Annotated in this window: 20 protein-coding genes and 5 pseudogenes; 5 read left to right on the forward strand and 20 right to left on the reverse strand. The window is 62.8% G+C overall.

All coding sequences use genetic code 11. The features are described from left to right. Positions 1-883: 883 nt before the first annotated feature. The 3 genes and pseudogenes from CY652_RS25215 to CY652_RS22835 all read right to left on the reverse strand — a co-directional run. Positions 884-982, reverse strand: a pseudogene (locus tag CY652_RS25215) (DUF6984 family protein); the annotation flags it as partial. Between the two features lie 86 nt (positions 983-1,068). Next, a pseudogene (locus CY652_RS25220) lies at positions 1,069-1,332 on the reverse strand (hemagglutinin repeat-containing protein); the annotation flags it as partial. A gap of 190 nt (positions 1,333-1,522) precedes the next feature. After that, the gene (locus CY652_RS22835; RefSeq protein ID WP_102132990.1) at positions 1,523-2,023 is read right to left on the reverse strand and encodes an Lrp/AsnC family transcriptional regulator; all 501 of its coding nucleotides are present in this window, start codon (positions 2,021-2,023) and stop codon (positions 1,523-1,525) included. A gap of 195 nt (positions 2,024-2,218) precedes the next feature. Between CY652_RS22835 and CY652_RS22840 the strand changes: the two genes are divergently transcribed. From CY652_RS22840 to CY652_RS24270, 3 genes are all read left to right on the forward strand, one after another. Further along, positions 2,219-3,235: a 1-aminocyclopropane-1-carboxylate deaminase gene (locus tag CY652_RS22840; RefSeq protein ID WP_102132991.1), complete on the forward strand. Its 1,017-nt coding sequence runs from the start codon at positions 2,219-2,221 to the stop codon at positions 3,233-3,235. A gap of 107 nt (positions 3,236-3,342) precedes the next feature. Continuing rightward, positions 3,343-3,696 carry an EamA family transporter gene (locus CY652_RS22845; protein ID WP_146010195.1) on the forward strand — a complete coding sequence of 118 codons (354 nt, stop codon included), beginning with the start codon at positions 3,343-3,345 and terminating at the stop codon, positions 3,694-3,696. Between the two features lie 52 nt (positions 3,697-3,748). Beyond that, positions 3,749-4,207 carry a hypothetical protein gene (locus tag CY652_RS24270; protein WP_146010196.1) on the forward strand — a complete coding sequence of 153 codons (459 nt, stop codon included), beginning with the start codon at positions 3,749-3,751 and terminating at the stop codon, positions 4,205-4,207. A gap of 744 nt (positions 4,208-4,951) precedes the next feature. On the opposite strand, the gene CY652_RS22850 is transcribed toward CY652_RS24270, so the two are convergent. Both CY652_RS22850 and CY652_RS22855 read right to left on the reverse strand, forming a co-directional pair. Beyond that, entirely contained in the window at positions 4,952-5,632 is a 681-nt protein-coding gene (locus CY652_RS22850) for a hypothetical protein (protein ID WP_146010197.1), read from the reverse strand. A 26-nt stretch (positions 5,633-5,658) separates the two neighbouring features. Further along, a pseudogene (locus tag CY652_RS22855) lies at positions 5,659-5,859 on the reverse strand (methyl-accepting chemotaxis protein); the annotation flags it as partial. Positions 5,860-5,998: 139 nt separating this feature from the next. On the opposite strand from CY652_RS22855, the pseudogene CY652_RS22860 reads away from it, so the two are divergent. After that, positions 5,999-6,806: pseudogene (locus CY652_RS22860) on the forward strand (IS5 family transposase). Between the two features lie 24 nt (positions 6,807-6,830). Here CY652_RS22860 and CY652_RS22865 read toward each other — a convergent pair. Continuing rightward, on the reverse strand, positions 6,831-7,481 hold the full coding sequence (locus CY652_RS22865) for a hypothetical protein (RefSeq protein WP_102132995.1): 651 nt from the start codon (positions 7,479-7,481) through the stop codon (positions 6,831-6,833). A 237-nt stretch (positions 7,482-7,718) separates the two neighbouring features. On the opposite strand from CY652_RS22865, the pseudogene CY652_RS22870 reads away from it, so the two are divergent. Next, positions 7,719-7,877: pseudogene (locus CY652_RS22870) on the forward strand (IS5/IS1182 family transposase); the annotation flags it as partial. A 97-nt stretch (positions 7,878-7,974) separates the two neighbouring features. Here the strand turns inward: CY652_RS22870 and tssA are convergent. From tssA to CY652_RS22940, 14 genes are all read right to left on the reverse strand, one after another. Further along, entirely contained in the window at positions 7,975-9,126 is a 1,152-nt protein-coding gene (gene tssA, locus CY652_RS22875; RefSeq protein ID WP_102132996.1) for a type VI secretion system protein TssA, read from the reverse strand. Next, entirely contained in the window at positions 9,123-13,331 is a 4,209-nt protein-coding gene (locus CY652_RS22880) for a type VI secretion system protein (protein ID WP_102133004.1), read from the reverse strand. Before CY652_RS22880 ends, tssA begins: the two co-directional genes overlap by 4 nt. 37 nt (positions 13,332-13,368) lie before the next feature. Beyond that, positions 13,369-14,124, reverse strand: coding sequence for a DotU family type IV/VI secretion system protein (locus CY652_RS22885; protein ID WP_102132997.1), 756 nt, complete (start codon positions 14,122-14,124; stop codon positions 13,369-13,371). Between the two features lie 50 nt (positions 14,125-14,174). Further along, on the reverse strand, positions 14,175-15,506 hold the full coding sequence (tssK, locus tag CY652_RS22890) for a type VI secretion system baseplate subunit TssK (RefSeq protein ID WP_102133005.1): 1,332 nt from the start codon (positions 15,504-15,506) through the stop codon (positions 14,175-14,177). A 66-nt stretch (positions 15,507-15,572) separates the two neighbouring features. Then, on the reverse strand, positions 15,573-16,079 hold the full coding sequence (locus CY652_RS22895; RefSeq protein WP_258002424.1) for a hypothetical protein: 507 nt from the start codon (positions 16,077-16,079) through the stop codon (positions 15,573-15,575). A 68-nt stretch (positions 16,080-16,147) separates the two neighbouring features. After that, entirely contained in the window at positions 16,148-17,560 is a 1,413-nt protein-coding gene (locus CY652_RS22900) for a dicarboxylate/amino acid:cation symporter (RefSeq protein WP_102132998.1), read from the reverse strand. Further along, positions 17,557-18,267, reverse strand: a complete 711-nt coding sequence (locus CY652_RS22905; protein WP_102132999.1) for an aspartate/glutamate racemase family protein — start codon at positions 18,265-18,267, stop codon at positions 17,557-17,559. The genes CY652_RS22900 and CY652_RS22905 overlap by 4 nt, the downstream gene beginning before the upstream one ends. Positions 18,268-18,279: 12 nt before the next feature. Continuing rightward, on the reverse strand, positions 18,280-19,554 hold the full coding sequence (locus tag CY652_RS22910; RefSeq protein ID WP_102133000.1) for a dicarboxylate/amino acid:cation symporter: 1,275 nt from the start codon (positions 19,552-19,554) through the stop codon (positions 18,280-18,282). Beyond that, positions 19,551-20,495 (reverse strand): ABC transporter substrate-binding protein, encoded by a 945-nt coding sequence (locus CY652_RS22915; protein WP_374703691.1) that lies wholly within the window; start codon positions 20,493-20,495, stop codon positions 19,551-19,553. The genes CY652_RS22910 and CY652_RS22915 overlap by 4 nt, the downstream gene beginning before the upstream one ends. Before the next feature lie 68 nt (positions 20,496-20,563). Next, the gene (locus tag CY652_RS22920; protein ID WP_102133001.1) at positions 20,564-20,839 is read right to left on the reverse strand and encodes a hypothetical protein; all 276 of its coding nucleotides are present in this window, start codon (positions 20,837-20,839) and stop codon (positions 20,564-20,566) included. A gap of 15 nt (positions 20,840-20,854) precedes the next feature. After that, positions 20,855-21,241: a DUF4280 domain-containing protein gene (locus tag CY652_RS22925; RefSeq protein ID WP_102133002.1), complete on the reverse strand. Its 387-nt coding sequence runs from the start codon at positions 21,239-21,241 to the stop codon at positions 20,855-20,857. Between the two features lie 6 nt (positions 21,242-21,247). Next, entirely contained in the window at positions 21,248-21,994 is a 747-nt protein-coding gene (locus tag CY652_RS22930; protein ID WP_258002425.1) for a toxin-antitoxin system YwqK family antitoxin, read from the reverse strand. An 8-nt stretch (positions 21,995-22,002) separates the two neighbouring features. Next, positions 22,003-23,907, reverse strand: coding sequence for a type VI secretion system Vgr family protein (locus CY652_RS22935; protein WP_102133003.1), 1,905 nt, complete (start codon positions 23,905-23,907; stop codon positions 22,003-22,005). Between the two features lie 4 nt (positions 23,908-23,911). After that, positions 23,912-25,396, reverse strand: a 1,485-nt coding sequence (locus tag CY652_RS22940; protein ID WP_146010198.1) for an AAA family ATPase, incomplete at its 5' end; no start/stop codon positions are given.

Consider the following 25,396-nt stretch of genomic DNA (forward strand, 5'->3'; position numbering starts at 1 on the left):
TCAAAGCGCGATCTGTTGCATGCAAGGAATGGAACGCGACGAGAGCCGACGGCAATCGAGTGGTCAGGCCCGATGTATCTGCACGACTCGTCGTGTGGATACATTCTCTATCCTGTCCCGACGGGTTCTCGCACAACAGTGGACAATGCAGTGGACAAATCCACGGACCAATTCGCGGAGCAACCAGCAGACGACTCGACTACGATCGCCAACGCCAGAAAGCACAAACCCGGCTCAAGGCCGGGTTTGTATCAAGGGACTGTGACAGTACTGCCTGCTCACGGTGTCGCGCCCCTGACCCACTCCACCGCCCCGTAAAATTCCCCAGACATGGGTTTCGGCCCGACGACGGACTGCCCTGCAATTCAACAGATGGCATCTCTACCCACAAAGAGAGCCGAAGTCACCCAGATTTTCCCCACTTCCACGCAATACGAGCTTCCCCGTCATACCAGCAGACAGGAACTCCAAGTCCTTCCCATAGGCCTCAATTTGCACGATTTTCAAATCAATCGACAGCGCTGCGTCGCAGATGTACTTGGGTTCCCCCTCCGCCCTCTCCCGAACCCTACGGTGCGGAACAAAGCTAGTAAACCGGGCTCCGATACGAATCTCCGTCACGCATCGACCAACGACGTGCCACTCCCCGGCGCGGTGTAAACCTCCTGAACAATTCCAAACTCGACCATAACTACTGTCCCTTTTCAATTTGAGCCGCTTTCTGCAAGAACGTACTGTACTGATCTGAAAAGGACTCATCGTAGGGAGCGTACTCAGATATTCCGTCAATTCGGACCCTTGCAAGGTGATGGTATTCGGAATGGTAATGCCCATGCTCGACATGGATCGATCTAGACTGAGCAGCAGTGCGTGAAACAGTCATGGTCGGAAACTGCTTCAGTGGAGAAAAATCAACCTTCCACATGTCAAGCTCGTGGAGATCACCGTACTCATCCAAGTTGGCGGTAACCATAACCGGTATCTACAACATCGTTGCGCTACGATAGACTGAGCCTTTTGGGAGGCGCTCAACATCGACGCCAAATGGCTCTCATGGTAATAGCTGCTCTGCGTGGTCGTGTCCTGCGCCGCCGTGATGTTGACGTTATTGGCTGCACTCAGGCTGACGTTATTCGTGCCGACCACCGCGCTGCCGGTCACGTTGATGTCCTTACCTGCCGAAATCGCCACCGAATCCGCCGAGATCGTGCTGCCGTCGGCAAGCGTCGTGGTCGTGTCGTCGCTGCTCTGCACGCTCGTGCTGCTGGCCACGCCGCTGTGGTGATGGTCGCTCGCGCAACAGTTCCCGATCGGCTTGCAGATTATGGACATTTGCAGATCGCCCTACTTCAGAAGCTCCCAAGTATCCAGGCTTCAGGACGGTGGCCAGTAGCGATCGCCTTACACATCAGTGATGATCTCTGGCCATCGTTCGTGGTCCACACGAGACACCAGCTTGTCGTCCGAACCTGGTCCTCTGACCGCTCTCACCTGCTGCGGCGAATGACTGAATATTCCCGCGCTACAGCGGAAACTCAGTGGTCGACAATATTTCCTTGAGAACCATGAACGTCCGTACCTGTCGCACCCCCGGCAGATAAAGCAGTTGCTCGGCATGAAGTCGGTTGAAGCTCTCGCTATCGCGGGTGCGCAGCAACATAAAATAGTCGAATTCGCCGGTCACCACATGGCACTCCATGCATCCGGAGACCTTTTGCGCGACCTTTTCGAAGTCCGCGAAGGCTTCAGGCGTTGATCGGTCCAATACGATGCCGATTACGACCAGCATCCCCGCGCCAACCGCCTTGGGGTCCAGCAATGCAACGACGCCCCGTATCAACCCCATCTCCTTGAGCCGCTCGACGCGACGCAGGCAGGCCGGCGCACTCAGCTTGACCCTCGCTGCAAGACTGACGTTGGAAATCGATGCATCGTGCTGAAGCTGCTTCAGGATTGCCCGGTCGATGCGATCAAGCTGCGGCACGAGTTCCGGCACCGCAGTTGAACGGCCACGTAATTTCATTGCGAATATCAGCTTGATAGCGACAGTAAATTATTTATGCTCCCACCCATACGTAGCCAAAATACGTCGACCATATTTATTTCGCAAGCTCATTTCTTGCGCCTTTCCTTATCATTTTTCTGTCGCGGCACTACACCGATTGCTTTATTCAACGCCGTCACTACACGTGACTGAACGATTTTCCCGGAGCAAACCATGAACCTGCAACGATTTCCGCGCTATCCACTGACATTCGGTCCCACACCCATTCAACCGCTGAAGCGTTTGAGTGACCACCTCGGCGGCAAGGTGCAAATCTATGCGAAGCGCGAGGACTGCAACAGCGGCCTCGCCTTCGGTGGCAACAAGACCCGCAAGCTCGAATACCTGATTCCCGAAGCACTCGCGCAAGGCTGCGACACGCTGGTGTCCATTGGCGGTATCCAGTCAAACCAGACTCGCCAGGTTGCCGCCGTTGCCGCACACCTTGGCATGAAGTGCGTGCTGGTACAGGAAAACTGGGTCAACTATTCGGATGCCGTGTACGACCGCGTCGGCAATATCCAGCTTTCCAGAATGATGGGAGCCGATGTGCGACTCGTGGCCGATGGCTTCGACATCGGCATCCGCAAAAGCTGGCAGGACGCGATGGACAGCGTGCGCGCTGCCGGCGGCAAGCCGTTCCCGATTCCGGCGGGATGCTCCGAACATCCTTACGGTGGCCTCGGCTTCGTTGGCTTTGCCGAGGAAGTCCGCCAGCAGGAGAAGGAGCTTGGCTTCAAATTCGACTACATCGTCGTCTGTTCGGTGACAGGGAGCACGCAGGCCGGCATGGTCGTCGGCTTTGCGGCGGACGGCCGGACGCGCCGTGTAATCGGCATCGACGCCTCGGCGAAGCCGGAGCAGACTCATGAACAGATCACGCGTATCGCCAAGCATACGGCCGGACTCGTGGAGCTTGGGCAGGACATTACGCGCGAGGACGTGATTCTCGATACGCGGTTTGGCGGCCCGGAATACGGCTTGCCGAATGAAGGCACACTGGAAGCGATCCGCTTGTGCGCGAGGCTCGAAGGCATGCTGACCGACCCGGTGTACGAGGGTAAGTCGATGGACGGGATGATCCAGAAGGTGCGCAACGGCGAGTTCCCCGCGGGCTCCCGGGTGCTGTATGCGCATCTGGGCGGCGTGCCGGCGCTTAACGCGTACAGCTTCCTGTTCCGCAACGGCTGACCGTGCAGTCTGGGCGCGTGGCGACCCCGGCATTTTGCGCAGGCACCGCTACGCGGCTTCCCGGATTGCCAGACAGGGATAAGCATATGAGGAGTCAGTCTTTTGCGATGCTGACCGCGACCCTCGACGAGCGCATCGGCCAATTGAATCTGATCGTGCTGGGCACGATGCTGCTGCTCTGGGGCTTGAGCTGGCCGGCGATGAGGCGGTGTCTTCAGGACATCCCGCCGCTCTGGATGGTAACGCTCCGTTTCGCGAGCGCAGCGGGCTGTCTGTTCGCGATACTGCCGCTCATGGGCATGTTGCGTGCGTCGGCGAGGTCCGACTGGCCGATCGTCGCCAGTGTCGGTCTGCTGCAAATGATGGCGTTTACCGCGCCAGGCGAGCCCATCGTGGGACTCGTCGTATCCGTGGTGCTGCTGAAGGAGCCTCTGACCGCGAGCTTGCTGGTCGGTCGGTGATTGGCAGTCTCGCAGGATCGCTAATCCGGCATGTGGCCCGCGGGAGGCCAGGATGAAAGATACCGATTCGGGTTGGGGGACATCCGGGAACGTATGGCATTGGGTACTGCCTCCATCGCAGCTAGTCCAGGTTTGCGTCGTGGTCGACTGCGATGTGGCGGCACGAGCGTTGGACGCCCAGCTTGGTGTATTGCCAGAGGTGGCCATGTTTCGCCTCGACGATCCGGTTCGCGCGCACCGCGCATGGAGCCGCCTGTACTCCCGGGATAGGGACACAGCACTGGGCTGCGAGATCGCGCAACAGATGCGCAGACTTCCCCAAGGCGTACTGTTGCTGCTATGGTCGAGCTGTCCTGCAGACATGGACTGGCTCGGCGGGGTGGCGGGGCATCGAGTAGAAGCATCACTGCGCTGGGCAGGGTTTGACGGGCCAGCTCAGACGCAGCGTTTCGTTGAACGGGTGTTAGCCATTACAAGAACGATGGTTCTGGAAAGGATCTCGGCCTGGTGAAACCTGAAAGCGGGAGCCTGGCAGGTTTTGACACCTTCATACCCAAGCCGGACGCAGCGACTGCGGCACGTAATCTGTATTAGCCGGTACTCGACCGGTCAGACAATGTCAGTAGAGATATCGTCCACTCCCGACGAAGGGGATGATGTTTCGGGACGGGTCTAACCTCAAGCCTGCGCCTCTGGCACACCGCTTCGCGGCTTCGGGCTTGACCTTTTCCTCGTCCCGAAACGACAGCTATCAAGTCGGGAATGACGAAATGAACAGACACCGTCTGTCGAGTCAAGTGCTGCCGTCTACACGTAATCTGGCTCTCGCCTTCGAGCATTACAACGAGAAGCATCCCATGGCGCGTTGAAATATCGTTCGCCACGAGCGTTCCGACGTGCGATGGATTCAGTAACCTTGGTGTGATGCTGTGTCCGGGATTACAGGGCCAACTCCAGGCTGCTCCAACCAACTATTTCTGCGATGGAGCCTGTGCCCCCCGGAAATCGTGCCGCTGTTGGTGATCGTCATGTCCGAGCCGCTGACGCCGGCACCACCAGCGCCACCACCAGCAGTACTACGACCACTCACTATTACTCGCAAGGCACCGCAATGCTGTCCGTCCCTAGCTGGGCGGCCAGAGGTACCCGCGGAAACCCGCCGCAGCGGCTGGAGTAAACGAAAGCCGCGACACGCCACTAACCCGGCAGCCAGAGCACTAAAAATTCAGAAACGCACGTACCAAAGAAAATGCCCCTACGGGTTCGGGCCCGGCGCGGTCGAGCCTTGCCCACCTATCCCCGCGTGCCGCAGATACTCGCGGAGGCCACTCGCGGCATCCGGCGTGAATGCAAGCCGCAGGACGCCTCCAATCCGGCAGCCGGCGCACTGGAATTCTCGGGTATCGAATTGCACGGAGTTGTTGGCCACGCGCAGCTTTTCCATCGCGAAAATGACAAACTCCAGCAGCGGTAGCTGGGCAAGCACTCTTGTTCCAAAGTCCTCGTTCACGGCACGACGGTCCACTGTCCGCGAAGTTCCCCCGGTCGATGTAGAAGCCGATGGCTGCTGCCCGGGAGGAATAAACGTGACCGGGAGCGACGGCGGAATCTGCGGCTCAATACGGACCGGCCCGAGCACAGACGGCATGGCCTCTGCACCCGGCTTCCCAAACTCCAATGGCTGCAGTTGGTCCAGCAGCTCCCGCGCGGTGACCAGAGTCATAGTGAAGCGCAACACGGCCACGAGATGCATGCTGGCCATGTACAGGGAATTGGCATCAAGGCTGACCGTACCGTCCGTTTTCCAGGCCTGAAATGGCGTATCGAGCACGAACCGCATGGCGGGGTCACCGGCTGCAACCCGATCGATAGTCTGTTGAAGGTGCATCGTAATTCGCGACGCAAAGTCCAGCGTCGCCCGTTGGGCCGTGGTCATCCTTCGATCCTCTCGGTCATTTTCCGTCAGTCGCCAGCGGACCGGAATTTTCCGATAAGCAGCCATAGCGCGTTCACCTGATCGTCGAGCGACTGCGCGGCCGCCGTCGCCTCTTCGACGAGCACCGCGTTCTGCTGCGTGCAGGCGTCCATCTGCGTGACGGCGCGGTTGATCTCCTTGATGCCCGCGCCCTGCTCGGCCGACGCCGCCGAAATCTTGCCGATGATTCCGTCAGAGACGGTTATTGTGTTGCATTGACCGGTTGAATCCGCAGCGGGAGCCGGTCCAATGTCCTGGTTGCGTAGCCACTCTTAGAGTCGCTAACACAACCTGGACATGAGGCCATGAAAGCCATATCCTGGCGTCATGTCGAGACGAAAAATCAGCAACGAGTTATGGGCGGCATTGGAGCCGCTGATTCCGGTATTCACCCCGTCTCCCAAAGGTGGCCGACGCCGGACGGTGGATGAGCGCGCGGCACTGAACGGCATCCTGTATGTGCTGCAAACGGGCATCCCATGGGAAGACCTGCCGCAGGAACTCGGCTTCGGTAGCGGCATGACCTGCTGGCGCCGGCTGCGGGACTGGCAGGCCGCAGGCGTGTGGGAGCAACTGCATCGGGCGATGCGTCGCCGGTTGCGTAAGCATGACCAGATTGACTGGGAACGGGCGAGTCTTGATGCCGCCAGCGTTTCCAGCCCCCGGGGGGCCAGGAAACCGGCCCGAACCCGACAGACCGGGGCAAGCTCGGGTCCAAACGACACATCGTCGTAGATGCGCGCGGTATTCCTTTGGCCATCACGGTCACGGGTGCCAACCGGCACGACTCGATGGCGTTCGAGCCCACGCTCGATGCCATCCCGGCAGTGTCGGGCCTCAATGGCCAGCCCCGCAAACGCCCGGGCAAGCTGTGCATGCGGACAAGGGCTATGACTTTGCCCGCTGTCGGCGTTACCTGAAGCAGCGCGGCATTACGGCCCGTATCGCTCGTCGCGGTGTGGAAAGCCAGGAGCGGCTCGGGCGGCATCGCTGGGTGGTCGAGCGCACGCATGCCTGGTTTGCCGGTTTCGGCAAACTGCGCATTCGTTTCGAGCGTCGTCTCGACATTCATATTGCGTTGCTTTCTCTGGCTGCTGCCGTTATCTGTTCACGCTTCGTGGACGACTTGTGTTAGCGACTCTAAATCTGTTTAAGCATCCTACGCATATTCCCCAAAACTTGCGACCCAAGGCCTGAGCTCGGACACATTCTGGGGCGGCTGCACGCGCTTCAGCCCTGAAGTCTTTACCCCTGGGCACGAAGCGTCCCATTTGAACTCGCGAGTCCACTTATGTGCCGGGTCATTTGAATTGACCTTGAGGTATTGCCAGGCGTAGATCCGCCGCCCCATTCCCTTAAACCCGCAATCGAAGGTCAGGATGCGCTCTTTCTCAGTAGTTTTGTCAGGCCCGGGCTTTAGCAACCCAGGCGAATCCTCCACGGTCACCTCCAGCACGCCACCGTTGCGCTTGAGGTAAGCTCGGACTGCATTGGCACGCCCCGCAAAGTCATTCGCCGGTATATCCGGCAGCGCATCAGACTTGACCTGTCGGCCGTGCTTATCCATAAGAATCGACCCTGTGTCAGTCACGCGGAGCTTCGTTGCTTCGTAGGCCGAGGTGTAACGAGATCGCCAAGCCCCGAACGTGGTGCTTCCCATGTTTCGTTGATATTGATCTCCCACGTATACCCAATATTCCCCCTGCGCATGGTCGAGCAGCGTGATGACCTCCTTCCATTCGAGGACCGGCGTCTCCACGAAGGGACCAAACAGGGTCGGGGTGTACTTGAGCCGGAACACGATCGGCATATAGTGGCCGAAGGCCCCATCGTTCCGAAGACGATCCGCGTGTTGTACGTTTGTCAGCGACCAATGTCCCATAAGACCCCTATAGCGACGGTATCAGAAATTCAGGAGTGGATATTCCAGACGCCAATCAACAATTATCTGGATCCCCACTTGCGAAAGCGTAGCAGTTGTTATTCGCGAGAAATATCCCCGAGACCTGGTAACTGGGCAATTCGCGGTGTGGAAAGCTAGGAGCGGCTCGGGCGGCATCGCTGGGTGGTCGAGCGCACGCATGCCTGGTTTGCCGGTTTCGGCAAACTGCGCATTCGTTTCGAACGGCGTCTCGACATTCATGTTGTGTTGCTTTCTCTGGCTGCTGCCGTTATCTGTTCACGCTTCGTGGACGACTTGTGTTAGCGACTCTTATTCTCTCCGAGTGCCGTGACACATTGGTACGGGATTGCGAATACTTTTCCCCGATATCTGTTACAAAAGGAAAACCATTAGCTGCCAATCAACCCGGATTCAACCAGGCGAGGTAACGGGCCAAACCTTCGCCCTCTCCCATCACGTCCAGCAGGAGCTCGGGCAACGGCATGTGCTCCCAGGCGATTGCCCTTCTGAGCAAATAGGGCGTAGGACTATGAGGCTCGTTGAGCGCCAGATAGTCGGATACAGCTTCGAGTAACCGATACGCTTGAGCGCGATTCGCGATGCCGTAGGCTGGCACGAGCGCATCCGCAGACAGATCGTTCCTGTCGAGCGCCGCACCCGATGAGGACCGGCCTTCATGCCGGACCGCAGCAGCATCCGACAAAACGGCGTCACCGCCGGAATTCGCCGTCACGTCCGCCTCGTCCGCTAACCGTGCCCGCTCGCCGAGCAGTCCGACGGCCGCTTGCCGCAACTGCCCCAGCGCCTTTGTCAACGGCGCAAAGCCCGGAGCATGATTGCCGAGCCGTTCGTCGAGCTGTCGGGCGAGACAGCGCAACCCGTCGTCCGCCAGATCGAGCCGTCGGTGCAATTCGGCGAGTCTCGCCGAATTGCCGGGCTGCGCCGCATACCTTGCCAGGCTATCCAGAGTCAATCCACCGGCTTCGGCATCTTCCCCGTTCCCGATTGCCATACGCAGCCAGTCGTCGAGGCTCACCTGCGAAGGCTCACGTCCCTCGATCTCCACGAGCGCCAGATGCAGCGTAAGCGTGCGCGAAAGCCCGTCGACCAGCCACACGAACGGCGCGACACGCGCATCCGTATCGTCGCCGTCGAAACGCGGCCAACCTGTTTCCCAGTAGCGCTCGATCAATGCCGACAGACATTGGAGGCCTGCCACGAAACCATCGAGCCGGAACAGACGGGTCCAGGCATCGCACAGCCAGGCCGCCAATTGAAAATCCTTGCTGCGCGTCGAAAGCGCATCGGCACACAGCCCTGCGACGGCCTTCCAGTCAGCTTTGACGAGCGGCCGGTCCCACTCGCCCATCGGCAAAGTCGGGTCGTCCTCGCGTTGAGCATCGCGAATCTGCTGGTAGAGCGGCTCGTAACGCAGCCACACGCCGACGCCGCTCTCTCCGGCAACGGGTGCAAGCAGAGCTTCGATATCGCAGTGGCATACAGCGAACGCATCCGCCACGGAAGTCTGCCCTGCTTTGTGATAGAGGTTCATAGGGCGCTCCAGTCAGGCGCGTGTGAGGGAAAACGCGGCGGCCAGCGCAACGGTATCTTGCTGCCGGCCGGCATTACCGTGATGCGCACGAAAACGCGTGCGTACAACGGCGGCCGCGCGGAGGCCGCTTCGCCTGCCTGGCCAACCGGAAACTCGAATGCGAGAAGCTGCGAACGACCGCCGAGCGGTATATCAGGATCGGCGATGCGATGACGGGAAATGAATGAAATCAGCGCCCACGGATCGGCAAACCGCCAGGTCAGCGTACGACCATCGGTCGTATATTCGCGTTGCTGCGGATCGCCGCGGGCCACGATGGGCGAATTCTTCGCGAGACGCAGCACAAGCGACACGGTCGTGCCGTAATTCCAGTGCAGCGTGTGGGGCGCTCCGTCCTGCGACGCGCTCTGATCACCGACGTCGAGCGTCCAGTCCATCACCTGGTCAGCGTCCACCTCGTCGCGCCGGTCGGTGCGGAACTGTACGTCCATGTCGTAGCCGCCCGGCGCTCCTCCTGCGGCAGGATAGAGCGGGGCAAGAAACGCCGCGACCGGATCGAAGCTGGCGATGAAGGTCTGCACTGATTCGCCGACGCCCGCCGCGTACCCGCTGCCGCGCTCCGGCCGAAAAGCGCGGGACACGCGTCCGTAACTCTCCAGCACCTGGCCCAGTTCGCCGAAATCGGCCGAACCCGCTACCTCTGCGTCGCCGCCGTAGTTCACCGTGCGCTCCAATCCGTCGAACGGCGCTCGGCCCGCTACGCCCTGGTTGAATAAAGACGCAAAGCTCTGCCATCGTGCGCGCAGCGCATCCAGGTCGCTCTCGCTGCAGCGCGCCCGCAGGCTGTCGTACAGCCGGTCCAGGACAACGCCGAAGTAGTCGCTCTGAGCGAAAACGGGTCTCGCCGGAAACGTGCCAAGACAATCGAGTGCGCCGGGGTTCGCCGCGCTCGCTCGCACGAACTGCTCGAGCATCAGCAGGTTGCTGTTGGGGTTCTTCAACTGGTAGCGCGCCAGATCCTGGTCGATCTCGCGCCAGCGCCCGGCGAGCGGAAAGGCAGCCGTATTCGTGTCGAGCGCGGACAGATACACGGATGCCTCTTTGCCGAGCTCGAGCACTCGGGCAGCCTGCTGGTCCAGATAGGCATCAAGCCCGGCAGCATCCGCAATGCCGAATGCGGCGAGAACGGGGGCGCGCGCACTGCTGCTCAAACCGGCCGGGCGCATCGAATACAGTTCAGAGCCCGTCAGCGCCGCGTCGACGAGCTGCAGATGCGCGAGCGCGTCGGCAGAGACAAATGCGGCCAGGTCGGAAGCCTGAGCGGTTGCGCCCATACCCGACAGCGCCGAACCAATTTGATCGAGCCGAGTACGCGCGGCCGCAAACGCCGCGCTGTCCGTCTCACCGCCATCGGCCTGGGCGATCGTCGCCGCCGAGACGGTCTGATCGATCATCAATTGCGCGAAACGAGCATCAAGCGCGGCTTCAACCGAGGCAGCCACGGTACCCGGCAGGCCGTTCAGACCCGATGCGAGAAAGCGCTTGCGAACGTCCGCAAGCGCGAGCGCCTGGTCGAGCTGGGCATCGTCCCACGTCACGATCGAGCCTTCCGGCAAGGACGGAAACGCGAGAGTGCGCGGCGGCACCATGAACGGCTGGCTCAACAGGTTCGCGAGCCCGTCGCGCAATGCAACGCGGGCCGGCGAAAGTTCGAAACGTGCGTCGTTCTCGTTCCAGACAAGCCCGCTATCGCTCGCGCCGACCTGCTGCCCGAACGAATCCCTGAACGACCGGAACGCATCGGCGGAACGCGAACGGGCTTGCCTGACTGCCACCGGGCCGATCAACGTATTGCGCGCGGCCGCGGCCATCGTGCCGTCGTAAACCGGACCGGGCGCAAACGACGGCTGGCGCATCCAGCCGCTCTTTCCGCCGGCAAGCAGGTCGCGCTCGGCGTCGATACCGCTCACGATCGTAGCGTAGCGCTGGTTCTGCTGCGTGAAATCGACTGCCCCTTCGTCGGCGGCGTTCAGGCTATCGATCTGTGTGTCGACGGCATGCGCGATCGTGAACAGCGGATTCTGGGCAAACATCTGCGCATCGAGCTGCTGAGCGCCCTTATCGAACGTACAGCGCAGAACCTCGCGCACGACCGGCAATTCAAGACCGTCGGCACCATCCGCCGCATAGACGCCGCCGTGCTCGGCATAGACGCCGCCGTGCGCCGCATCGCGATAGAAATAAGGCAGGCTGCCCGACACGCTGCCCTGCAGATCGACGCCGAACGCGTAGCGCACCGCGAGCCGTAGCGCATTCTCTGCGCCCGGCGCGTGCCGCTGCAGGCGTTGCATTGCCTGCAGCGCCGTATCGAGCTGGTCGGCCGCCTGCACGAAGCGCCGCAGCGCGGCCATCGCCGGCAGATCGTCGACCGCCAAGCTGCGCGCCTCGGCACTGCTACCCGCCGCGGGCGCCGTGCAATCCTCGCCGACGATCAACTGGCCGGTACCTGAATCGCGCACAACGCCGGTGAGCTCGCTGACATGGGCGAGCATTTCGCGCTCAAGCGCCGTCACGACGATTTCGCCGAACGTCTGCTCGAAACGCTCGTGCACCCGCGTGCCGAGATCGTCGGCAAAGCGCCACGAACCGGGCATGAAAACGCTCGAGAATCCGTTGTCCGGCAGGCTGTCATTCATCGCGATGAGCGCGAGCGCCTTGCTCCGATACCAGTCCGGCGTCAGCGTTTCCCCGCTCTGCTCCGCAAGCGTGCGCTCCTGCTCGTCCTCGTGCAGCGTATCCAGTGCGCCGACCAGCGCGTTACCGCGGTGGTACAGCGAAACCGTCGCGACGGCGAGCCCGACGCTCCAGCCGCCCAACACGGCGACGCCGCCCCAGCGCAGCGCGCGATGAAGCACGGGACGTGCGAGCTGCTGCGATCGGGACGGCCGCGTGAGACCGTATTCGACGAAAATCTTCCGCTCGAACAGATCTCGCAGGAACGCAGGCTGCCGCATCAGATCGACCAACTGCTGCGACGACTCTCCGTTCTCCGGCGGATTTCCGTCGTCGAACTCGCCGTGCTCCGCCGCCAGTGAACGCTCCACAGCGGTTTCGGCGAGCACTTCGAATGTTTTCGCGGGTTCGCCGAAAAACGGCTCGCGCTCCGCCACTTGCGCATCGCCCGCGCTGGGTGTCGGCGATGCACGGCCAGACCGCGCGAATTCGCTGCTGTCGCCGGTCAGATAAATACCGCGGAAGAAGAACGGCTCGTGATACGCACTCGGCCGCATCAGCTCGTCGACGTAGAGCTGCAATTGTGCGCGAATCGCATCGATGCGGGCGGGCAGCAACAAAAACGCACGTGCATCGAGATGGCCGGTGTCGAGCGTGAAGAGCTCGGCTACCGAGTCGGACACGGCACGAGTCACGGTATCCATTGCGGTGTCAATCCACCCCGCCTGATAGGTCGTCGACAGATCGAACGGTGACGACCACCCGAGCATGCTCGCGCGTATCGTCTCCGGCAGTGCGCGGGCAAACGCCGCGAACCCGTCCAGTACCTCACAGCCCGTCACTACAACGTACACGGCGAACCGCATCGCAAAGCGGTTCTGCGCAAGCCACAGCCGCCGATGCGCCAGCCGCGCATGCCGCTCGAGCTCGAGCCGCGCGTCGGCGTCGCTGGCCAGCAGCGTCGCGGCCGGCACCGTTACGACGACCGAATCGAACGGCCTCTGGGGCCGATACGCGCGACACAGGCCGAGAAACTCGTCCCACGGTTTCTCGGCCGCATCGTCGTCGGGCGAGCCGAGGTAGGCTGCCGTGATGTCGATCACCACAGCGCGGTCGAAGAAGTGCCACGAAATGCCCTGCGCGGCGGCCGCGCCAGTCGCCTCGGCCCCCAGCACGCTCGCGATGCCCGACTGGGCAATCGGCAACGGCCGCGGATCGTCGCCCTCGTTGAGCACCATGATCCAGGGTATGTTGTAGCGCTCGCTTCGCGACGCGATATTACTCTCGACAAGTTCCACCGCGCCGCGAAACGCATTGCGCAGCGAATCAGTGCGCAACCGCACGATCTTGCGTTCGGCGGCAGGCTTGTCCTGTGCGCTGCGCGCGGCGAAATGGACGACCGTGCCCAGTACCACGCACAACAGCACGATCAGTACCGCGAGCGATAACAGGAACAGGTTGCTCGTCAGCATGAAGAAGTTCCCCGGGAGCAGAAGTTGCCGCGCGGCTTCATCCATTGCCTCCCAAACTCGAGGCCGCGTTGCGCAGCGCTTCGCGAACCGGCCATGACTGCCACAGCCACAGCATTTCCGAAATCGCGAGCAGCGCCAGTACCGTGCACAGGCCAATCACGCTCCAGCGGCTCAGCGTCGGCAGCTTGCGGGGCGCGATATGTGACAGCGTATTCTCATATGCCGTCGGCACGAGCACGCGATCGCGCCCGCCGAGGTCCGCGCGCCGCTGATAGATGAACTCGTACAGTTCCTCACGGTAGCCGCGCAATTGCGGGGCTGCGTCTGCGCCCCGAAACCGCCCCTGGAAACCCATCGCCAGCGCGAACAGATAAAGCCGCGCGATGTCGCGCCGCGACGGCTCGCGGTCCGAGAGCAGTTGCTCGATTTTCCGGAACACAACTTCGCCCGCCACGTTGCTCCTGAAAAGCGCAGATTCGAGCAGATAAGTCGTCCAGCATTCCCGTCCCGCCCACGCCGTGTTCAGCAGGATTTCGTCGGCCAGCACGGCTTTCAGATAACGCGCATCCGCAAGGTTTTCGAGGTCGAAGCGAGTGCTCTCGCGGCGAGACTGCAGCGTCTGTATTTCGAGTAGGTTCTGCAGATGGCGCGCAAGCCCCTGTGCCGCAAGATCTGGGTTTACATCGTCCGCCTCGGGGAATCGTTCGAGCGAGCGCGAGAGATCGTCGAGAAACGCCCGGAACTGCATCATCGGCAGATAGTTTTCTTCAGGTTCGATTCGGTTGCGTGCCATGCGGTTGCGTGTTCCTTGCGGCCTGCGTTGGTATTAGCGACGACGTACAATCAACTCTTGATGAACAGCAGAATTTCCTGCGGCCGCTGCGCACTCTCGCCTTCGTTCGCGTTGCCGATCACGAGCGGCTCGCCGGCCATCACGAACGCGGCGTTTGCCGCGATCTCGAACAGCAGGTAGCCGGAGCCAGACCGGATACCCAACTCGTCCGCATACTCGACGACCCGCCGCTGCGCGCCCAGCACGCGCCGATTGCGCAGCGAGGCGTACATGGGCTGCGAACCCACCACTGCGCCGTCCATCCACGCAAGCAGATCGCGGTCCGACTGGCCTCGCAGCCCGACGACGATGCGTGCGCTGACCCACTCCGGCTGCAGCACGATCTCGAATGCTCCGTGGCGGAACTCGAACTTATGCTCGCGATAGCCTTCGCCGACCTCGGCCATCGTGTCGTGCAGCATGCGCAACAGCGGCGTGAAAACCGCAAGCGGCTGGGCGTGATCGTAATCGGGTGGCACAGGCGGCAGGCCACCCGACGCGAGCATCGCGAGCGAGCCAAGCAGCGAGGAAAGCGCGTAATACAGTACGAGCGGATGCAGATGCGGCGTACGCAGCACGGCTTCGGCAAACGGCAGGGCTCCGAGCAGGCTGCGCAGGCGGTCCTTCAACTCGAGCTGCGTCACTCTGTCGTCCACTTTCGACGACGGAATCGCGGTTTGCCTGGCGACGAACGCAGCCTTGCCGCGCAACCGTCCGAGCAACGCCGACACGGCAATCCACAGCGGACTGTCGCGCCTGAGTTCGAGCAGCGGAGGCAGGCGCTCGCCGAGCCGCACAACCTCGTTGTCCTTGTAGACCGTACCGAGGCATAACCACACATAACGTGCACCAGGCACGCCGCCGGCGCTCAGCGCAAGATTCGGCACGAGGCGTGCAATCTCGGTCGGCTGCGCTTCGGACACCTCGTCCTCGACAGGTTCGCCTGCCACGGAACGAAACCGTCTCGTCTCGCCGTCACGGCGCATCGGTGCTGCAACGGGCAGCGTCAGATGGAATTCGATCGGCCCGTCTGCAAGCGCCTCGGCAAACGGCGCAAGCGCCAGTTCGAGCGGAGCGGATACGGCGCGTGTTGCGTCATACGACACCGCGGTACCGTCCGGCATGATCGCGTCGAGTTCGAGTACACGTACGATGCCAGCCGGCAGCAGCCCCTGATCGAACACGAGCCTGCGTACCCCCCAGCTAAACGGCGCAGCGGCCAGCGTCTGCCAGGCGACGAGCGAATCCACCCGGGCACTGAACAGTTGAAAATGCTGCGGTGCAAGCAGCATCCCTTCGAACCATTCGACGCGATCCACGACCGGCGCGATCCGCTCAGACATGGCGCGCTCCATGCAGTAACGGGCACGGCGGAACTAGCTGCCCGGTCAGGGATGAGACGTAAGGAGTCATGGCGTCGTCGACACGGTAAAAGTACGGCCCTCGAGCATCAAGGCGGGACGGCCGCTGAACTGCTGCAGCCGCACGCGATGCGCCCCCGGGCTGGCATAGTTCGCGAAGACGAACGCCGCTGCGGCGCGCGGCCCGCGCAGCGCGGCAGCGGGAACTTCGATGCGCTGGCCTGGCACGATTTCCCAGCTCAGGTAACGCACCGATTTCGGAAACGTCGCGGCGAGATCGGACCGGGTGTCGAACCACTGGGCCGAACTTAAGCCGGACACGCGCGCGAGCATGGCGTCGTCCGACACGAACACGAGATCGACAGCGATCGGGCTGTCGTCGTTAGCATCCCTGCTCGCGACGAGCGCGAGCCCGCTCCATGCGACGCGATTGCCGCCGAAGCCGAGAAGCACGCATCCGCTGAGCAGCGAGGCGATACACAGCACTGTACACATCGAAGCGAACCGCGCACCGACCGCCCGTTGACGCCCCCCCCCCGACAAGCAGATCGCCATGAACCAGGCGCATCCGATTCGACGCCTGATTCCATATCCGATTGCGCGCCGCATTGCGTGTCCTGTACTCATCTCGCCCCCACGCCTACGCCGATCAACACGATCAGCGTCGCGGCCGTCAGCATGCAGCCAAGCGCAAGCGCGAGCTGGGCGCGGGTGAAAGCGAAGCGAAGCACGGTCTGCGAAGCAGCCAACGATGCCGTGTCGGCCACCGTACGTTCGGTGGCCAGCCCAGCCGACACGAATGCGACCGCCATGCAGACCGCCAGCAGGTTCAGCAGATTCCGAAGGCCATCGCAGATCGGATCCACCGCCGCCAGTAGTACGACGGCCGCCTCGACCGGCAACTGCAACGCCGAGAGCACGATGCCCGCATAGCCTACGGTCGCGACCCCGTCTCGCCCAGCCGACGCGAACGCGGCGACCATCGATGCGCCACCGATCAGCAACAGGTCGTCTGCACCGAGCGGATGGTCGTAGAGGTTGGCGACGAACACCGTCGCCATCGAAAAATACAGCGCCGACCCCGCCCGCACGAACACCATGCCGAACGGCACGACCAGCTCGGCAACGCCGCGGCTGAAACCGAGCCGCGTGCTCATGGCCTCGATCGTGTGCGGAACTGGCGCAACCGCGCTGCCCGACATCAGGCCGACTAGCATCGGCGTCTTCAGCCCGCTGAGCACGTCAGCAAACGGCGCTCGCGCACGAACCGAGATCGCAACAACAGCTACGGTGCACAGCAGTAACGTCAGCATGCCGAATCCGCCTAGCAGACCGCCCATTGCGTCGAGTGTCGCGCGGTCGGTATGCGAAGCCAGATGGGCCGCCGTGCCGAACACCAGGACCGGCAACAGCAGGTTCGCGTGTTCGATAATCGTCTCCAGCGCACGGTAGATGCTCTCGAAGATACCGTTCAGCATGTGCACCTGTTCGCCCGATAGCGCCGAAAACGCCATGCCGAACAGAATCGTGCCGGTCAGGATGCCCAGCGCATGGCCGTCGGCGAGTGCGCCGAAGAAACTGTCGGGTACCAGCTCCTGCAGACTGAAACTGCCGCCGGTGGTCGCCTTGCCATCGCCGAACAGGGCGATAGCCATGTCGCCGGCACCGCTCCCGCTCCCGAGCACGAGTTCTCCGAGCTGCACTCGCACCACCTCGGGCAAGTGCTGGCCTGGACCACCGAGGCCTCCCGCCAGCGCACCGCCGAAGCCACTCAGCGCGACGGCGACGAGCGAGAAACCGAGCACCATCGCGACGCGCAGCGTCGGACGCGGCAGCGCAAGCAACTGTCTCAGCCCGAAAAACATCGCTACGACGAGAAGCGGCACGGCGGCCATGTTGACGAGAACCAGATAAAGCTGCCCCACCCGATAGGCGGCGGTGCCGACCGGCGGCGCGATCGTGCCCGCGAGGCCGCCGGCTGCCATGCAGAGCAGGAGCGCCGGCGTGCTGTGCGAGAATCGTTTCGGCCATCTCATGCTGGTCGATCCCAGCCGCGTGCGAGCGCATACGACACAGTCGCCCGAGCGAGTTCGAGCGTACTGTCCACGAGTGGAATCGCCGGCGCCGCAAGCCGCTCCGCCGCGAGCGGAATCTCGGTACAGCCCATCACGGCGACATCGGCGCCTTGCCTCGCGAAACCGTCAAGGGCTTCGGCCAGGTAGGCCGCCGATTGGTCGAGACTGTCGGCCTTGACTGCCCGGATGCAGGCGTCGATCATCGCCTGCACGTGGCCTGCAGGCTCGAGCGGCTCGATCCCCCGCGCAGACAGCGCGCGCTGGTAAAGTCCCGTGCTCAGGGTACCGCCCGTGGCCAACACCGCGGCGTGACGCGCTCCGGGGGATACCGCGGACACGCAGACCTCAGCGATGTGCAGCATCGGCGTGCGGGTACGGCCGCGCAGTGCGTCGTACCAGTAATGCGCGGAATTGCACGGCATGACGATCAGATCGACGCTGTTGCGGTTCAGCATGTCGATGCCGTCGATGAGTGCCGGCAGAGGGTCAGGTCCCTCCCCGAGCATGGCCTGGGAACGGTCGGGAATATGCGGCAGGTTCGCGACCAGCAGCGGCAAATGCTGCTGGTCGCACGTAGCCCCTGCCACGCTCGTCAACTTCACCAGCTTGTGGAAGAAATCCGCCGTCGCGAGCGGCCCCATGCCGCCGAGAATACCTATCAGTGCCATGACCGGATCTCCCTACAAGCGCAGCGGACGAGGACAGATCAGCGAGACGGCCGCCGTGTTGCCGATCACAAGCAGCAGCGTGCGCAGCATGTCGCACAGCGGATCGACCGCGAGAAACAGGATGAATGCGGCCTCGAACGGCAGGTTCAGGTAAACGCAGGTCATGCTGATCAGCGAAACGGTCACGAGCCCCGTCATTCCTGCCGAAGCGAAGCCGGCCAGCACCGACGCGAACAGCACCGTGAACACGTCCACGGCACTGAGCGAGCGGCCGTACAACTGGGCGATGAAAAGGGTCGCGCACACGTAGTAGACCATCGGCCCGACGCGCAGCAGCGAGACGGTGAGCGGCACCATCAGCTCGACGCGCGAGCGCGCGAAACCGAGCCTGTCGGCCAGGCTCTCGATCATGCTGGGCATGCAAGCCGCGCTGTTACGCGTCGCAAGCGCAAGCGCGAACGGCGCGCGCAGCGCGTCGAGCGTCGTGCCGAGCGGATGGCTCGAGCGCTTCCAGATCACTACGGCCGCGAGAATCAGCAACAGCACCGATGCGACGACGAACGCGATCACGAATTTCAGCATTGCGTGCAGCGGGCCCATGCCGGAATGGCCGAGCTGCTCGGCGCTCATGCAGAACAGGATCAGCGGCAACGGATAGCTGAGCCAGCGCATCAGCTTCTGGCAGGCCTGATAGATCGTCTCCAGCGCGAGGCTGAGGCCGACTGAGATCCGCTCCGGCACATGCCCGACCGCGAGCCCGAACAGCAGCGCGAACACGAGCGCCTTCAATCCGTCGCCATGCGCAAGCGCGGCAAAGATGTTAGTCGGCACGAGACTCTGGAGCACGTCGGCGAAGCTGAGCGACTGGACCGTAGCGTCGGTGCCGTACAGATTCATCACGATCTCGTTCGAGCTCGTGTCGTTGCCGACCATGAGACCGAGCGCCTGCATCGTCGCGGCCGACAGGTTGGTGCCAGGTCGCATCACGAGCAACACGACTGCGCCGATCACGGCGACGGTCGCCGACGCGCACAGGAACACCGTCACGACCCGCAGCAGCAGGCGCGAAGTGCCGCCGTCACGAAACAGCCGCTGCAAGCTGAAGATCACCGCGGAGACCATGAACGGCAGCGTGGTCATCTTGAGCAAGTTCACGTAAAGCTCGCCGACGAACCCGAGCCGCTGCGACAGGTCCGGCCACAGCAGACCGAAAACACCGCCGAGCGCCAGGCTGCCGATTACCGCCCACGGGTTCACCGCAATTGCATAAATCCTGTTGACGTTCATTGTGCAACTCCTGAACTGGTGTCGAGTGCCTGCGCGGCCTGCAGTACGGTCGCCACGTCCAGCTTTTTCGTACGCCCGGCAAGGAACTGGTTGACGAAGGCGAGCAGCGCCGGCGAGGAAACATTCACGCCGATCGCGATCGGATCGTCGAGATCGGAGAGCGTAACTACGCGCAGCCGCAGCGACGCCATCGGATTGCTGCGCAGCACGCGCTTGACCTCAAACTCGTCGCGATATGCGGCCGTGATCTCGCCCGTATTCAGGGCATTCAGTACGGCCGGCCACGTCGGATAGCTCGTCACCTGCGCATTGGGAAAGTTGGCCTTTACGAACTCCGAATACGACGAATTGGCCACGACACCGATCGTGCTGCTGTACGCGCGCACTACGTCCGGCGCCGGACGGCCATGAGCAAGCTGCGCAAATTTCACCCGGTTGAGCAGCAACGCCTGGTGCAATTGCAGATAAGGCGCGCTGAAGCTGATGGTCTCGGCGCGCGGTAACGTGCGGGAGAGTTTGCTGATCGCAACATCGGCTTCCCCATTCGCGAGCAGGTTCACGACATCGTCGAAAGTTTTCGCGTTCCGGTTAAAGCGCACCTTGACGCCGAGTTGCGCGGCCATGTCCTTCGCCAGATCGACGTCGAACCCCTGGAGCTGGCCGTCGCGCATTTCAAAAAACGGCGGCTGGTCGACGCCGAGCATCGCGACGACCAGTTCGCCGCGAGCTGCAATGCGCGCAAACTCCGGCGCGAGCAGGCGGCCATCAGGCATACGCACCAGCCCGGTCGACGTGACGGCCGCGGCCGGTGCGCCTCCGGCCAGAGCCGCCGCAGCAGGCGCGCTGGGAACCTCCCCGGCAATGGCTGCGCCGGAAACCGAAAGACCGCCGGCCACCAGCATGAGCAGCCCGCCTAGCGAAGCGGCAATTGGGCGGCCCATACGGGCCATGCAGCGGCCGAACGCACGGACGATTGAAGGAGAAACGATTAGAAATGCCATGAGCGAAGTCAGTCCAGATTGATCGAAGAAGCAGGACCAGGAAGCGAGTCGGCATCGGACGCCGAATAGACCGATGACGCGGCCGACGGGCCGGACGCGCCAGCAGCAGAGCCAGTCGACCCGCCAGCCAGCCCAGATGCAATCTGCGAGGCCTGTGGCGTCACTTCCGCAGCAAACCTTGCGCCGATCTCGACCCCGAGCAGGAACAGCAGCATGCACAGCAGCAGCGCACACATCACCACGATCGTCACCATGCGGGAGGTCAGCGAAAACACGTATTCCATCGGGATGCCTCCTGCTCAGGAAACCTGCATGGCGAACTGGCCCGGCGCGACGATCGCGATCTGGCCGCCCCATGCACAGGCGAGCTTCGATGCGTCGTCGAGTGCGGGCTGTCCCCCGATCAGTACGTCCGGAACGCCCGGCGTCCACGGCGCGGTTGTAGCAGGCATGCAGGGCATCGGCGTGAGCACGCCCAGCGCCGCCGAGGTCGCGGCCGCCACGTCGGGATTCGCCATACAACTACACAATCCGAACGACGGTACGTTCACAAGCGGCAAAGAATCCATCACCGTCGCAGCCGGCGCGCCGACGAACACGCGACCGACCGGCAATACGCCGAGCGACGCCGGCACCGCACCGAAACTGCATTGCAGGATGGCCCCCGCCGTTGCCTGGCTGCCCATCGTCCGTTACCCCCTTACCCATTTTTCGAATCGCCCGACAATCCGTGCGCCACCGGCTTCCGCTGGCGGAGTCGGGGCAACCGGCAGGCGCTGCCACTCGCCCTGCGGCTTGCCTTGGCGATAGACGCGCTCCTCTAGCACTCGACCGCCCGGAGCAAAACGACGCGCCGTACCGTGCGCCAGCCCGGCGCGATACGGTATCGCCTGTACGAGCGAGCCGTCCGGAGCGTACTCGCGCACGTCGCCTTCGAGCACACCGTCTCGATACGCTTCTCGCCGCGTCGCCACACCCTCGTGCAAATAGACAGCCTCGCCCTCGCGCTGGCCCGCGCTGTAGGTCATCCTCAAAATCTCAAGGCCAGACGGTGCATATGAAACGTGTTCGCCGTGCAATATGCCGTGCACATAGTGCTGCTGGCTCACCAGGCGCCCGTCGACGTAGGCCGACGCCACGCCGTGTAGCCGGCCAGCCAGGTAATGCGCATCGAACGCTGGCCGGCCCCTGCCGTCGAACACGCGCATCCGGCCACACAGCACCCCATGCTCGTAATACGCCCGCAACAGCAGCATGCCGTCGTCAGGCCGGTAACGATGAAATTCGCCATGCAGCCGGTTCGCCGCCATCGATGCGCGTCCGGTCAGCCGACCTTGCGTATCGTGCTCATCCACGACCGTCACCGGCAGTTTGGCAACGGTCTGCGGCAACCCCAGAACGGGCGCGGACGATTTCAGCAAAACGGACGAATCGCTCATCGCACGCCTCAATTCACTTGCACCACGCCGCCTTTCAACTGCAGCAAGCCGCCCCCGTCGATCGTCTGGGCCGCCGATGCCTTCTGCTCAATGACGCTCCCTTGCGCACTCAGCGTCGTGCCGGCCTTGCTTCCGTGCGTCGTGCCGGCTTCGGTGACGAGCGACGTTCCCGCCTTGATGCTGACGGAGCCGGACACGTCGATCACGAGGCTGCCGCTCACCTTCAACGTGTAGTCGCCGCTCACGCTATGCGCAAACGCGGCGTCGTTACTGTGGGTCTCGTCGCTGCCGACCGTCAGCGAGCGCGTGCCCTTCACGGTGTGGGTCTCGCTACCTGTCTGAACCTGAACAGTACGGTCGCCCTTCTTGACCACGTGCGTTTCCGCACCGCCGATCACTGTCGTCGTGAGGGCGTTTTCGACCGACAGGTTCATGTCCCTCTGGGCGTGGACGTAAAACTCCTCGGCGTCGAGCTTGTCTTCCATGCGGATTTCGTTGCCGGCCACCCCGTTCTTCGACGAGCGCGAGCGAATCACGCTCTGCGTCTGCCGGTCAGGCAGCGCGACGGGCAACGTGGACGAGCGGTTGTAGACGCAGCCCGTCACGAGCGGCCGGTCCGGATCGCCGTCCACGTAACTGACGACGACCTCCTGCCCGACACGCGGCAGAAACAGATGTCCCCAGCCGGGTCCGGCGAGAACCTGCGATACGCGCACCCAGCACGAACTGTTCTCGTTGGCGACGGCGGAACGATCCCAGTGGAACTTGACCTTGATACGGCCGTACGCGTCCGTCCAGATTTCTTCGCCCTGCGGCCCGACCACGTTCGCTGTGTGCGTACCGGACACCAACGGCAATGGCGTCGTCACCGGCGCACGGAACGGCACGGCCAGCGGAAATGCCTCGAACGTGTTCCCGTAGCTGTCGTTCGATGCCGTATGCGTGACCGCGCGCACGACGTAAGGCCCATCCAGCGCCGTATCGGGATGACCGCGCAACGTGAACGTGGTGCCTGCGGCAAGGCCATAGCAGAAACCTGCGCCGTGCCCCGTCTGCGTCTGCACCTGATGCGCGGCGAGCCGGATCGCCGCCTTGCGGTCGGCATCGGCTTCGCTCGCGTATTTGCCCGGAAACGTATAGCGCCAGCCCGTCGGCGTCGCACCGCTTGCACTCGCCGAGGCTCGCGAGGTCTGCGCCGTCTCGCTGTCGTAATCCGCGAACAGGTACTGCATCGCCCCAAGCCTGAGCCCCATCTCGAATGCAGCGATACGCTCGGCCTGCGCGCCCGTCGTCGAATCCGGTTCGAAATAGAGCGTCGGGCTCACGCCCGACTGCCACGCGGACGCGCTGTCGGCAAGCACCAACGTATGTGCCCCGTCGGCGAACGTGAAGAAGTAAAAAATCCCCTCGTCTTCCATCAGCCGGGATACGAACTGAAATGCACTTTCGTCGTATTGCACGCAGTAGGTGCGTTTCGGATAGCTATCGGGATTCGCGATGGCGGATCGGTACGGCACCTGGAACGCATCGAGCACCGATTCGACGATCTCGAGTGCGGTCTGGTCCTGGTAGATGGCGCGATCCCGGCCCAGCGTAAGCAGCCATAGCCGAGGTTCCAGCGTGGCCGAATAAAAGCCGTACTGCGCGTCGCCTCCCGCGTTCATGAAGCGCGTCACGATACCGTTCACGTAACGCGCGACGCCCGTCGCATCGCACAGCGTCACCGTCACGCTCTTGCCCACGATCGTCTTCGCCGCAAGCGCGCGATTCGTCGAACGCATGCGCAGCTCGAAGCGAAACAGCGCTGAAATCGCCTCGCCTCCGGAAAGGCCATCGAGCAGCAGCACGTCGGTGCCGAACGGCGTCGACACCGACACGAAGCACTGCGCCTGGGTAGCGCCGAACGGAATCATCCCCTCATCCTCCCAACCGCTCGGCGAAGCGGAACTCGACACTGCCCGACGGCGCCTGCGCCAGATGTACGCCGTGGAACGGTTCGGCAATCGAAATGCGCTCCAGCACCTGGCGTGCCAACTCGGGCAGCACCGACTGCGTGAGAATGTGATCGACGTTGCGCGCGCCACTCTCCACTTCCTTGCAGCGCTGCGCGATCGCCTGCGCAAGCGCGTCGTCCCACGTCATCTGCGCGTGATGGTTGCGAGCGAAGCGCTGGGCGAGCCGGGCGAGCTTCAGGTTGACGATCGCATTGATCTGCGCATCGCCGAGCGGGTAGTACGGCACGAGCACGAGCCGGCCGAGGAATGCCGGGCTGAACTGGCGCACGAGCAACGGGCGCAGCTGCTCGATCAGAACATCGGGCGGCGGGCGCCGGCCGCCCTGGCATGCGTCCGTAATCGTGTCCTGCGCAGCGTTCGAAGTGAGCAAGATCAGCGTGTTCTTGAAGTCGATCGGCACTCCCTCTCCGTCCTCCATCACCCCTTTGTCGAATACCTGGAAGAACAACTCAAGCACGTCTGGATGCGCCTTTTCCATTTCGTCGAGCAGGACGACGCTGTACGGACGACGGCGTACCGCCTCGGTCAGCACGCCGCCGCGCCCGTAACCGACATAACCGGGAGGCGCCCCCTTGAGCCCCGAAACGCTATGCGCCTCCTGGAACTCGGACATATTCACCGTAATGACATTGCGTTCGCCGCCGTACAGCAGATCCGCAAGCGCATAAGCGGTTTCGGTCTTCCCGACGCCGCTCGGCCCGACGAGCAGGAACACGCCGACCGGCTTGCCCGGATCGTCGAGATCCGCGCGGAACGTACGCACGCGCCGCGCGATCGCATCGAGCGCCTCGTCTTGTCCCACCACGCGCTCAGCCAGCTTCTCCTGCAGATAGAGCACCGTATGCAGTTCGTTCGCGAGCATTCGTCCGACCGGAATGCCGGTCCAACTGGAGACGACCTTGGCTACCACGTGCGAATCGACGCAGACCGGAACAAGCGGTTCGTCGTTCTGGACGGCCTCCAGGCCTTTCTCGAGGCGTGCCAGGTTCGCACTTAACGTCTGTGCATCCTCGCTGTCCCCGATGCTCGCCGGGTCCTCCACGTAACGCGCGATCTTCGCCCGCCATGCGAGAATCTCCTCTACCACGCGCTTTTCGGTCGCAAGCTTGTCAGTCAGACGCGCAAGCTGCACCTGTTCTTCGTCGAGCTGCTTCGAGAAAACTTCGATCTCGCCGCTACGGTCGATGCCCGTCACCGTCTCGTGGCGCAGGATACGAATCCGGTTTCCGGTCGCCTCAATCGTACGGACAAGCGCCTCAATTTCCTCCGGGGTACCGTTCTGCCCGACCGCCACGCGTGCGCAAGCGGTGTCGAGTACGCTGATCGCCTTGTCCGGCAACTGCCGCCCCGAGATGTAGCGATGCGACAGCCTGACTGCATCGCGCAC

The sequence above is a fragment of the Burkholderia sp. WAC0059 genome, assembly GCF_002870125.1.
Taxonomy (GTDB): Bacteria; Pseudomonadota; Gammaproteobacteria; order Burkholderiales; family Burkholderiaceae; genus Paraburkholderia.